This window comes from Mycobacterium sp. NGS15, assembly GCF_059813245.1.
In genome coordinates this window covers 1-11556 of record NZ_JCALEF010000012.1, presented here as the reverse complement: position 1 = coordinate 11556, position 11556 = coordinate 1, and the positions used below count along the sequence as shown (strand labels likewise).

Sequence of the window (11556 nt, the reverse complement as noted above, 5' to 3'; positions counted from 1 at the left end):
ACTACCGGTCACCGTCGTGGTCACCACCACCTTGCGCGAGTTAGAACACACCGCAGGCATCGCGATCACCGGCGCCGGCACCCGGCTACCGATGCGCGACCTGATCCGCATGGCCACCCACGCCCACCACTACCTCACCATCTTCAACGACGACGGCCGACCGCTATACCTGGGACGTTCTAAACGCATCGCCACCACCGATCAGCGCATCGTGCTGCACGCCAGGGACCGCGGCTGCACCCACCCCGGCTGCACCGTGCCCGGATACCTCTGCCAAGCCCACCACATCACCGAATGGGCCGATGGCGGCAACACCGACATCGACAACCTCACCTACGCCTGCGGCCCACACCACCGCCTCCTCAACCACGGCTGGACCACCCGAAAACACACCAACGGCACCACCGAATGGATACCCCCACCACAACTGAACTTCGCTGGTGCGTCAGAGCTTTCGGGTCAGGCTAGGCATGATGACATCGTCCACCAGGGTCCGGACGGTGTTGGCCGTCGGTGACCGAACTGGCAATAACGAGCGGAACACTAGATACCCCGGCAGCAGATCCCAGAGTTCCTCGTTGACGGCAGAAACGTCGATCTCCCCTCGTTTGACGGCGGCAGCAAGAACGTCGTCAATCAACGACTTGCGTTCGTCAACAAACTTTGTCCGAAATGCCTTGGTCAAGGCGGGACTTCGTTCTATCTCGTTTAGCAGACCGCGCATGATGGGCGCGTTGCGCCGGACATCGGCGAGAGCATTGGTCCCGATCTGCAGCAGATCCTCGCGTAGTGAGCCGGTGTTAGGCCGGACGAGCTGGGCGCGCATCCCCTCGATGAAAGCCGCCAACACCAGTTCCGCCTTCGACGGCCAACGCCGATAGATCGTGGCCTTGCTCGCCTTCGACTCGGCGGCGACTTCGTCGACCGATAAGCGGTCGTATCCGTGCTGCTGCAGCAGACGCAGGGTGACCGCCAGCAGCTCCGACTCCCGCTCGGTCCACCGCGAGCCCGATCGCCCCTTCGCCGCCTTAGTCAACTCCGTTGACATATCGCTAGCCATGGAAGTACGGTACCGTACCGTTCCACAAGGTCGGTCAGCGACTATCGAGAGGGCGTGGGCGCTGGTGCAAGGCTGGATTTGGACTCTGCTCAAACGATGGTGGACGGTACTCGTTGCGGCCGCAGTGGTGGCGGTGGTGGCCTTCGGTGTTACTCGACTACACGGCGTATTCGGCTCGAACGTCGAGCTGTCCCGCCCCGGCAACCAGGCCATGGAGAACACCAACTACAACCCCAAGCGCGTCCTGCTTGAGGTCTTTGGTTCTGCCGGGAGTACCGCGACCGTCAACTTTCTCGATGAAATGGCGCAACCGCACCGCGTCGACAACGCGCCGCTGCCGTGGTCGCACGAGCTCGTTACCAACGACCCCACCCTGTTCGCCGATCTGCGCGCGCAGGGCAACGGTGACGTAACCGGCTGCCGCATCACCGTGGACGGCATCGTCAAGGACGAAAGGACCGTCACCATCGTGAACGGCTACACCACCTGCCTGGACAAGTCCGCATGAGCGCCGATCACGCCGGAGAGTCGCGGGCAGCGAGGATCATCCGCGGGCTCGCGGTGCCGATTGTGTTGTTCTGGCTGGCAATCGCGGCAGTAACCAACGCCACCGTGCCGCAACTGGAAGCGGTTGGCGAAGAACGGTCCGCACCCCTGAACGCCGCCGATGCACCGTCCACCATGGCGATGCGACATATCGGCAAGGTCTTCAACGAGTTCGACTCGGACAGCTCCGCCATGGTCGTGCTCGAAGGGGATAAACCTCTGGGCGCCGAAGCACATCAGTTCTACGACACGCTGGTGCAGCGGCTGACGGACGACCGTGAACATGTTCAGCACGTCGCCGACTACTGGGGCGATCCGATCACCGCGGGCGGTTCGCAGAGCAAGGATGGTCAGGCCGCGTACGTGCAGGTCTACGTCGCAGGCAACCAGGGCGAGGCGCTCTCCAATGAATCCGTCGACGCCGTACGTCGCATCGTCGCGGACACGCCCGCCCCGGACGGGGTCAAGGCCTACATAACCGGCGAGGCCCCAACCATCACCGATCAGTTCGAGGTAGGCAACGCGGGCTCTGCCCAAGTCACCGTCATCACCTTCGCGGTCATCGCCATCATGCTGCTGATCGTTTACCGCTCGCTGACGACCACAGCACTGGTTCTGGTGACGGTCCTTGTGGAACTATCGGCAGCGCGTGGAATCGTTGCGGCACTGGCGCATACGGGCGTCATCGGCTTATCGACCTATGCCACGAATCTGCTGACCATGCTCGCCATCGCCGCCGGTACCGACTACGCGATATTTTTCGTCGGCCGCTATCAGGAAGCCCGCTCGGCCGGTGAAGATCGTCTGGCCGCCTATCAGACGATGTTCAAGTCCACCGCGCACGTCATCATCGGATCGGGTCTGACCGTCGCGGGCGCGTTGCTCTGCCTGTCGTTCACGCGGCTGCCCTACTTTCAGACCCTGGGTGTGCCCGCGGCGCTCGGAGTGCTGGTGACACTGGCCGCGGCGCTGACCATGGCGCCGGCGGTGCTGGTGCTTGCCAGCCGCTTTGGACTGATGGAGCCCAAACGTGCGATGCGGACCCGCGGTTGGCGCCGCGTCGGCACCGCAATCGTGCGCTGGCCCGGACCGATTCTCGTGGTCTCGTGCGTGGTGACGCTCGTTGGGCTGCTCGCGCTGCCCGGGTACAAGACCACCTACGACGGCCGCATCTATATGCCGAGCTCGGTTCCATCCAACGTGGGATACGCCGCAGCAGAGCGGCACTTCTCCGTCGCACGGCTCAACCCCGAGCTTCTCATGATCGAAACCGATTTCGATATGCGTAACCCGGCAGGAATGGTTCTGCTGGAACGCGTCGGCAAGTCCGTTCTCCACGCCCGCGGCGTGGCTCTGGTCCAATCGATCACCCGCCCCCTCGGTACGCCAATCACTCACTCCTCCATTCCCTTTCAGATCAGTGCATCAAGTGCCAGTCAGCTGATGAATCTCTCCCAGCAGCAGAATCAGGCCCTGTATCTGTCCCAACAGGCCGACCAGATGACGCAAACCATCGCAGTGCTGAAAAACCAACTGGCACTTCAGAAACAGAGCGCCGCGATCACGCACGAACAAACCCAGGGGTTTCAGCAGACCGTCGCGGTCGCCCAGGACCTGCGGGACAAGATCGCCAACTTCGACGACCAGTTCCGCCCCATACGCAACTACTTCTACTGGGAACCGCACTGCTTCGACATCCCCTTCTGCGCGGCTCTGCGATCCGTCTTCGATGCCCTTGATGGCATCGATGAACTGGTCGACGCGCTGCAGACGGTCACCGGGAGTCTCAACAAACTCGACGCACTGCAGCCCAAACTCGTCGATCTCATACCGCCCCAGATCGCGATACAGGAGAAGAACCGCGACCTGACTCAATCCAACTACGCCATCAACAACGGCACCAATACACAGAACGAGGAATCCACCCGCACCGCAACTGAGTTGGGCAAGGCCTTCGACGACGCGAAGAACGATGATTCCTTCTATCTGCCACCGGAGGCGTTCGACAATCCCGCGTTCAAGCGCGGCATGAAGCTGTTCATGTCCCCGGACGGCAAAGCTGCGCGCATGATCATCACCCACCAAGGAGACCCGCAGACCTCCGAGGGCATCGAGCACATCGACGCGATCAAGGAAGCGGCCTTCGATGCCATCAAGGCCACCCCATTGGCCGACGCCAAGATCTACGTGGCCGGAACCGCCTCGGCGTACAAGGACATCGCCGAAGGCCAGAAATACGATCTGCTGATGGCCGCGTTGGCCTCGCTTGGCCTCATCCTGCTCATCATGATGTTCCTGACGCGCAGCCTCGTAGCGGCCATGGTCATCGTGGGGACGGTGGCACTATCGCTGGCGGCATCCTTCGGGATGTCGGTGGTGGTGTGGCAGTACATCTTCGGAATTCCGCTGTACTGGGTCATCTTCCCGCTGGCGGTCATCATCTTGCTGGCGGTCGGGGCAGACTACAACCTGCTGCTGATCTCCCGATTCAAAGAAGAAACCGGTGCGGGGTTGAAGACGGGCATCATCCGCGCCATCGCCGGCACCGGTGGGGTCGTCACCGCCGCCGGCCTGGTCTTCGCGGTGACGATGTCATCCTTCATCTTCAGCGATCTGCGCGTTCTCGGCCAGATCGGTACCACCATCGGCCTCGGGCTGCTCTTCGACACCCTGGTGGTGCGGTCGTTCTTGACGCCGGCGATAGCCACCATGCTGGGCCGCTGGTTCTGGTGGCCCCTCAATGTGCGCTCTCGCCCCGTGCCGAAACCTTTTGGGCCGAAACCTTTTGGGCCGAAACCCGTCGGCACCGATGACGCCACCGGACCCATCTCGGCGGGCGGGTAACGCCTACTCGGGCTGCGCCCAGGGCTCGGTCGGCAGTGGCGCGCCGGTCTCCAAGAAGGACTTGAGGTTTGACAAAACAGCCGCCCATCCACCGCTGGCCTGTGCATACTCCGCCGGGTCCGCGAGGTCGGCGTGTGTAACGGTTAGCCGCACAATGTCTTGGTATGGCTGAATCAGGAAGGTGACGGTGGACTCAGCGCCGCCCGCCGGGTCGGCCCAGGTGGTCACCAGTTTGCGTGGCGGATCTGCCTCCACCACCGTGCCCACCACATCGGCGATACCGGAGCCATCCAACCGCTGATGTTCCCAGCGCGAACCCTGTTGCCAGTCAGACACGTTCGCGTGTCCCCAATACTGGCCGCTGAGCTCGGGATCGGTGATGGCCTGCCACACCTTCTCGGGCGTGCTGTTGATGTAGGTGGTGTATACGAAAGTTGGTTGAGACATGTTTGACTCCTCAGCTCGTCGCTTGATGGCGCTCAGCGCCCGCAGCCGCGGGCGCTCGAACTTGTCGATCCACCGTTCTTGAATCTCATGCAACGGAACCGGGTTGAGATAGTGCAGCTTCTCCCGGCCGTGTCGAGCCGTGCTGATCAGGTTGGCGGATTCGAGTACGCCCAGATGTTGAGTCACCGATTGGCGCGCCATTCCAACGCCGTCGCAGAGCTGACTCAGAGTCTGGCCGTTGTGTTCGTGCAGCCGATCCAGCAGCGCCCGCCGAGTCGAGTCGGCGAGAGCCTTGAAGACCATGTCCCCATGAAAATGGCCGGGCGCTGACTGCACCCGGCCATTATGCAGGTATTTACCTGCCTATTGCAACGGGTGCCTCGTGAGTGGCCTTGCCCCGGCCGGATGTCGCCGACCCTGCGGCTCCGCGGCCAGATGTCGCCGACTCTGCGGCTCCGCGGCTGAATCGGACGCCCTTGTCGGCGACCTTCCCGTACTTGAGCACGGGCAGTTCACGGAAGTAGTTCTGATACGAACGCCACGGGGCCGTCGGCACCTGATGCGGCACAGCATCGGCCGCACGCGAGATGTAACCGGAGTCCAAGTCCACGAACGGCAGCCGCTCGGACGTTTCAGGCTCGAGCGGCCACACGACCGCCTGCCCCGTCTTGTCCATGTAATTGAGCAGCCTGCAGGTGTACTGCGACACCAGATCGGCGCGCAGTGTCCATGAGGCGTTGGTGTATCCGAACGTGAAGATGAAGTTCGGTATGCCCGTCAGCATCAGACCCTTGTAGGTGATGCACTTCGATGGATCCACCTCGACGCCGTCGACGACCGGCTTGAGGCCGGCCGCCAGCTGGACGTTCAGACCCGTGGCGGTGACCACGATGTCGGCCTCGAGCTCCTCACCCGACTCAAGCAGGATGCCTTTGGGGGTGAAGCGTGCGATCCGGTCGGTGACCACCGATGCGGTGCCCTTGCGCAGTGCGCGGAACAGATCCGAATCCGGCACCACACACAGCCGCTGGTCCCACGGGTTGTACTTCGGGGTGAAGTGCTTGTCCAGATCGAAATCGGGCAGCTGGCGCTTCAGCAGCGCGCGCAGAATCCCCTTCATCCGCTCTGGGTCGCGGCGGCTCGTCTGGTAGCTGATGAAGCTGACCATCTGGTTCTTCCACTTCACGATCGGGTACGCGATCGAGGCAGGCACCTTGCCCTGCAGCGCCACCGCAAGCGCATCCGTGGACGGCAGCGACACCACATAGGTGGGCGAACGCTGCAGCATGGTCACATGGGCAGCCGCCCCGGCCGTCGATGAGCCGCTTGCGCGAAGACCATTAGCCAAGGCAGGGACCAGGGTCATGGCGGTGGCCCCACTGCCGATGACGACGACCTTCTTACCCGCGTAGTCCAGGTCTTCGGGCCAATGCTGCGGGTGGATCACCTGACCGGTGAAGTCGTCGATACCGTCGAACTCGGGGGTGAAGCCCTTGTCGTAGTTGTAGTACCCGGTGCAGCCCAGGAAGAACTCGGTGGTGAACTCCACGATCTCACCGTTGTGCTCGGCGCGCACCGTCCAGAGCCCGCGCTCAGAGGACCACTCGGCGCTCACGACCTTGTGGCCGAAACGGATCTTCTGGTCCACACCGAATTCACGCGCCGTGGCGGTGACGTACTCGCGGATCGAGGCTCCGTCGGCGATGCCCTTGGTACTCGTCCAGGGCCGGAAGTTGTAGCCGAGGGTGAACATGTCGGAGTCGGAACGGATACCCGGGTAACGGAAGAGGTCCCAGGTGCCACCGATGCGCTCGCGCGCCTCCAGCACCACGAACTTCTTGCCCGGCACGTCGCGGGTGATGTGGCATGCCATGCCAATACCCGAGATCCCGGCGCCCACGATGACGATGTCGACATGTTCGGTCATGAGAGCTAGGCTATCGACGCAGTGTCGAGAAAGTCAACAGTATGTCGAGAAATTTATAGAATGCGCAGGTAGACGTGGCTAAACCGGCTACAAGAGGCCGTAAAACGACGCGCCCGTCCGGGGACGAGCGGATACAGGCCATCCTGGCGACCGCCGAGGAGCTACTCGGCCACCGCCCCCTTGCTGACGTCTCCGTCGATGATCTGGCACGCGGCGCGGGAATCTCCCGGCCGACGTTCTACTTCTACTTCCCCTCCAAGGAAGCTGTCCTCCTTACGCTCGCCGAGCGAATCATCGAGGAAGCCGATGCCAATGTCGCGAGCATCGACCCGGCCGCCATGACGAGCCCCGCGCAATACTGGCGCGCCGTGATCAAGGCCTACTTCGACGCGTTCGGCTCCCACCGGGCCCTCACAGTCGCGTTGTCCAGCATGCAAGGAACAAGCCCCGAACTGGATCAACGCTGGTCCGAGGTGACGGAAAACTGGGTCGCCAACACGGCGGTGGGCATCGAGGCCGAACGCGTACGCGGGGCGGCGCCCGCGACCATCCCCGCGCGCGATATCGCCATCGCACTCAACCTCATCAACCAGTCGATGATGCGGGCAACCTTCACCGGTCAGCAACCCGCCGTCGCCGACGACGACGTTGTCGATACGCTGCTCCACGTCTGGCTCAATGCGATTTACGGAGGGGTCTGTGCCTGAGAGTCTTCGCGCGAGCGGCTCATCCATGCGAATTCGTAGTGCGGTGCTGCACGCGGCACCGATCGAAAGACCATACCGCGACACACACCCGCTGAAAATCGTTGAACTGGAACTCGACCCACCGGGCCCCGGTGAGGTACTGGTCCGCATCGAAGCCGCGGGGCTGTGTCACTCGGATCTGTCGGTCGTCGACGGCAACCGGATACGTCCGGTGCCCATGGCGCTCGGGCACGAGGCTGCCGGCGTCATCGCCGAAGTCGGCCCCGGTGTTCGCGACGTCTCCCCCGGCGACCATGTGGTGCTGGTGTACGTGCCAAGCTGCGGCGCCTGCAGGTACTGCTCGTCGGGCCGCCCCGCGTTGTGCCCGGACGCCGCGGCCGCTAACGGCCGCGGTGACCTCATCCGCGGCGGCACCAGACTGCACAGCCTCGACGGCACCGAGGTGCGTCACCACCTCGGCGTCTCGGGTTTCGCCGACCACGCTGTGGTGGACCGCAATTCGGTAGTCGTCATCGACAAGAACGTTCCCTTGGACACGGCCGCACTCTTCGGCTGCGCCATGCTGACCGGCTTCGGAGCCGTCACCCACACCGCCTCGGTGCGCCCCGGTGATTCGGTCGCGGTGCTCGGACTGGGTGGTGTCGGGCTGGCCGTCGTGATGTCCGCGGCCGCCGCGGGCGCCGGCGAGGTGCTGGCCATCGACCCGGTACCCGCCAAACGTGAACTGGCCCTTGAACTCGGGGCCACCAGCGCGTGCGCACCGGACGACGCGCCCGGCGGTCACGACTGGGTGTTCGAGGTGGTCGGATCGGCAGCAGTGCTGGAACAGGCGTACGCACTCACCGGCCGCGGCGGCGGCACCGTGTCGGTCGGTCTGCCGCACCCCGATGCACGAATCACCCTGCCCGCATTGAGCATTGTCGCCGAGGGCCGCAGCATCCTGGGTTCGTACATGGGATCGGCACAGCCGCAACAGGACATCCCGGCGATGCTCGCGCTGTGGCGGGCCGGACGACTGCCGGTGGAGAAACTCAAGTCCGATGACCTGCCGTTGACCGATATCAACATCGCGCTCGACGCCCTCGCCGACGGCCAGGCCGTTCGACAGATCCTGCGCCCAGGCACGGTGACGGCATGACCAAGCCAGAGCTGCCTACCAAAGCAGACTTCCCGGTGCATCGCCTGCACCAAACCCGTTGGGCCGATAACGATGTGTACGGGCACGTCAACAACGTTGTCTATTACGCATGGTTCGATACCGCCGTCAACGGCTGGCTGATGGACGCCGCAGGATGCGATATCCGCGACCTGCCCGCCATCGGCGTCGTCGCCGAAACCTCATGCAAGTATCTGGCCGAGGTGTCCTTCCCCGACGAGCTGTCCATCGGTCTGGCTCTGGAACACCGAGGCCGCAGCAGCGTCATCTACAAGCTCGCGGTCTTCACGGTCGTCGACGGCGTCGTCGAAGACACTCCCCGCGCCCTGGGCCGGTTCGTCCATGTCTATGTGGACTCCGATGCCCGCACGCCTGTGCCCATCCCCGAGCAAGTAGCGACAGCTCTCGAACAGTTGAGGTAACCACACATGCCAGCACTGCAGCGCTCCGAAAGTATCTACACCCTTGAGCTCGGCACCGACGAGAACCGTTTCACAACAGCCAATATCGAGCAGATCAATGCGCTGCTCGACGAGGTGCTCGCCGACGACGCCCCCTCCGCGCTGGTCGTCACCGGCAGTGGCAAGTTCTTCTCCAATGGGCTGGACGTCGACTTCCTGGGCGCCAACCCCGACAAGCTCGGCTGGTACATCACCGAGGTTCAGAAAATCCTGGCGCGCTTTCTGGTGTTCCCCACACCGACCGTCGCCGCCGTCAACGGTCACGCTTTTGGCGCCGGAGCCATGGTCGCGCTGGCATGCGATTACCGGGTGATGCGCACCGATCGCGGTTTCTTCTGTCTTCCCGAGGTCGACCTCGGGATGCCGTTCACCCCCGGCATGTCGGCGCTGTGTCAGGGGAAGATGACACCACAGGCCGCATCGGCCACCATGCCCAGCGGCCGGCGCCTCGGCGGCTCCGAATCCCTGAACTACCAGATCGTCGACGCGGCCGTGGCTGAGGAGCAAGTGCTTTCTATCGCAACGAGTTTCGTGACACCGCTGGTGGGCAAGAACCGGGATACGCTCGGTACCGTCAAGTACGGGATGTACGGCTCAATCGTGCCACTGCTGCTCGCCGGCCTGGGGTCGTGACAGCAGGGCGACGATGGCCAACGCGACCGCGATAGCCGACGCCGCGATCGCGACCCAGAACCCATAGCCCGTGACGATCGGGGCCTTGATATTGGTGCGGTAATACAACAGTTCCAGCCCTAGTAGCCCGAGCGCCAGTACACCTGCGGCGATCGGGGCGATGCGGTGCAGAATGTGCTGACCCACCATGCATCCGGCCACTACGAGCAGCGCCGAAACCAGCAAGATCATCTGGCCCGCACCGAATCCCGGCGGTAGCACCACCGATCCGGTGGCCCCGCCGATGGCGTTGGCCCTGCCGCCGCCGCTGGCCGAGGTCCGCAACCACGGAAGCCAGACGCTGAACCCGATCACCAGACCGGTGAATGCGATCAGCCACCCGGCACGTCTCATGGCAGTTGACTCGGAACGCATTTGGCCAGCATGGCCTTTAACGCGCGGCGCTCGTCGGCGGTCAGCTTCTCCATGACCTCGTCCTCAGCTGCGGTCACCGCCTCGACCGCCTTATCCAGCTGGGTGCTGCCGCGACGGGTCAGGCGAGCGGGCAGCGACCGGCCGTGGTCGGCATTCTCCGGACGGCTGATGAGGCCCTCCTGCTCCAACCGGTGCAACACCGCGTTCATGGCCTGCCGGGTAACCATCGCCTGCCGAGCCAGTTCGGAATTGGACATGCCGGGGTAGCTGCGCAGGATCTGCATGCAGATGTACTCCGGCAGGCTAAGGCCCATGGGCTCCAACCGGGCCGCCACCTTGCCGCGCAGTGATGTCGCGGTGCGGGTCAGCAAGTACCCCAGGGTCGCGGTTCCGTCGATTTCCATGTCAATGATGTTGACTTATGTCAGTGCCCCTTACAAGCAGGTCCCCGCGCCATGTCGGGCGCGGGGACCTTCGAGCTTGCTACCGGGTACTAGTCCGACGACGCCTTGTGCGAGTCGCTGTGCGTGGAACCGGTCGAGGCGCTTGAGTGCGAGTCGCTGGATGAGGAGCTCGAAGCGGACTCCGACTTACCGGCGGACGACGCGGCGCTCTCGGGCTTCTTCGCAGTTGAAGAGTCATTTTCAGACTTCTTCGGCGCGGCCCCCTTGTCGGACTTGGCGCCGTTAGAATCGGCCTTCTCGCTCTTGCCCGCCGTGGCCGAGTCGTCGGTCTTCGGCGCAACACCGCCGCTGACCGCTCCGACCTTGGTGACCGGGGTCGGCAGTTTGACCTTCGGCACGTTGACCTTCGACTCCGCAGGCTTGGCGGCATCCGCAGGAGTCGCAGGCTTAACAGCCTCCGCCGGGGTGGCTGGCTCGGCAGGCGTGGCCGCTTCCACGGACTTGACCGGCTCCGCCGGAGTCGTCACCTTGACCGGTTCCGCCGGGATGGCGGGTTTTGCGGGCTCGGCCGGAGTCGTCGCCTTGACGGGTTCCGCCGGAATCGTGACCTTGACGGGCTCCGCCGGGGTGGCCGCTTCCACGGACTTGACCGGCTCCGCCGGAGTCGTCACCTTGACGGGCTCCACCGAGATGGCGGGCTTCGTCGATTCCTCGACAGCTCCGGGCTTGGCAACGTCAGACTTGACCACTTCCGTCTTGGTGACATCGGATTGAGTCGCTGCAGCGCTGGTGATCAGCTTCGACGAGGGGGTGACCAAGGAGGTGACGCCCGGAATGGTGGGGATTGTCGGCAGCGTTTGCTTCGTGATCCCTTGCAGATACGACAACACCGCAGCCGGAACACCCGGCAACTGACCAATAGCCGTCACAAAATCATTGATCACCTTCTGATTCGCT

Annotated in this window: 12 protein-coding genes and 1 pseudogene; 7 read left to right on the top strand and 6 right to left on the bottom strand. The window is 63.6% G+C overall.

The window, feature by feature from the left end:
• A partial coding sequence (locus tag AC5Y5C_RS24795) for an HNH endonuclease signature motif containing protein (RefSeq protein ID WP_499977328.1) occupies positions 1–517 on the top strand: 517 nt, incomplete at its 5' end.
• On the opposite strand, the gene AC5Y5C_RS24790 is transcribed toward AC5Y5C_RS24795, so the two are convergent.
• A complete protein-coding gene (locus tag AC5Y5C_RS24790; RefSeq protein ID WP_499977327.1) occupies positions 446–1060 on the bottom strand; it encodes a TetR/AcrR family transcriptional regulator in 615 nt (204 codons plus the stop codon). The two genes, AC5Y5C_RS24795 and AC5Y5C_RS24790, sit on opposite strands and share 72 nt — an antisense overlap.
• A 64-nt stretch (positions 1061–1124) precedes the next feature.
• On the opposite strand from AC5Y5C_RS24790, the gene AC5Y5C_RS24785 reads away from it, so the two are divergent.
• Together AC5Y5C_RS24785 and AC5Y5C_RS24780 are read left to right on the top strand one after the other, a co-directional pair.
• Positions 1125–1568 carry an MmpS family transport accessory protein gene (locus tag AC5Y5C_RS24785; protein ID WP_499977326.1) on the top strand — a complete coding sequence of 148 codons (444 nt, stop codon included), beginning with the start codon at positions 1125–1127 and terminating at the stop codon, positions 1566–1568.
• On the top strand, positions 1565–4450 hold the full coding sequence (locus AC5Y5C_RS24780) for an MMPL/RND family transporter (RefSeq protein ID WP_499977325.1): 2886 nt from the start codon (positions 1565–1567) through the stop codon (positions 4448–4450). The genes AC5Y5C_RS24785 and AC5Y5C_RS24780 overlap by 4 nt, the downstream gene beginning before the upstream one ends.
• Positions 4451–4453: 3 nt before the next feature.
• On the opposite strand, the gene AC5Y5C_RS24775 is transcribed toward AC5Y5C_RS24780, so the two are convergent.
• Positions 4454–5200: an ArsR/SmtB family transcription factor gene (locus AC5Y5C_RS24775; protein WP_499977331.1), complete on the bottom strand. Its 747-nt coding sequence runs from the start codon at positions 5198–5200 to the stop codon at positions 4454–4456.
• Positions 5201–5252: 52 nt separating this feature from the next.
• The gene (locus tag AC5Y5C_RS24770; RefSeq protein ID WP_499977324.1) at positions 5253–6824 is read right to left on the bottom strand and encodes a flavin-containing monooxygenase; all 1572 of its coding nucleotides are present in this window, start codon (positions 6822–6824) and stop codon (positions 5253–5255) included.
• 74 nt (positions 6825–6898) lie between these two features.
• Between AC5Y5C_RS24770 and AC5Y5C_RS24765 the strand changes: the two genes are divergently transcribed.
• Genes AC5Y5C_RS24765 through AC5Y5C_RS24750 form a run of 4 tightly spaced genes read left to right on the top strand, consistent with a single transcriptional unit; the run spans position 6899 to position 9781 of the window.
• On the top strand, positions 6899–7531 hold the full coding sequence (locus tag AC5Y5C_RS24765) for a TetR/AcrR family transcriptional regulator (protein ID WP_499977323.1): 633 nt from the start codon (positions 6899–6901) through the stop codon (positions 7529–7531).
• Between the two features lie 25 nt (positions 7532–7556).
• Positions 7557–8669 (top strand): alcohol dehydrogenase catalytic domain-containing protein, encoded by a 1113-nt coding sequence (locus AC5Y5C_RS24760; RefSeq protein ID WP_499977330.1) that lies wholly within the window; start codon positions 7557–7559, stop codon positions 8667–8669.
• Positions 8666–9109, top strand: a complete 444-nt coding sequence (locus tag AC5Y5C_RS24755; protein WP_078296816.1) for an acyl-CoA thioesterase — start codon at positions 8666–8668, stop codon at positions 9107–9109. The genes AC5Y5C_RS24760 and AC5Y5C_RS24755 overlap by 4 nt, the downstream gene beginning before the upstream one ends.
• Before the next feature lie 6 nt (positions 9110–9115).
• Complete coding sequence (locus AC5Y5C_RS24750) at positions 9116–9781, top strand: enoyl-CoA hydratase/isomerase family protein (RefSeq protein ID WP_499977322.1); 666 nt, start codon at positions 9116–9118, stop codon at positions 9779–9781.
• Here the strand turns inward: AC5Y5C_RS24750 and AC5Y5C_RS24745 are convergent.
• The 3 genes and pseudogenes from AC5Y5C_RS24745 to AC5Y5C_RS24735 all read right to left on the bottom strand — a co-directional run.
• Positions 9743–10174, bottom strand: a complete 432-nt coding sequence (locus tag AC5Y5C_RS24745; protein WP_499977329.1) for a hypothetical protein — start codon at positions 10172–10174, stop codon at positions 9743–9745. The two genes, AC5Y5C_RS24750 and AC5Y5C_RS24745, sit on opposite strands and share 39 nt — an antisense overlap.
• Positions 10171–10599, bottom strand: a complete 429-nt coding sequence (locus AC5Y5C_RS24740; protein WP_499977321.1) for a MarR family winged helix-turn-helix transcriptional regulator — start codon at positions 10597–10599, stop codon at positions 10171–10173. Before AC5Y5C_RS24740 ends, AC5Y5C_RS24745 begins: the two co-directional genes overlap by 4 nt.
• Positions 10600–10688: 89 nt before the next feature.
• Positions 10689–11556, bottom strand: a pseudogene (locus tag AC5Y5C_RS24735) (hypothetical protein); the annotation flags it as partial.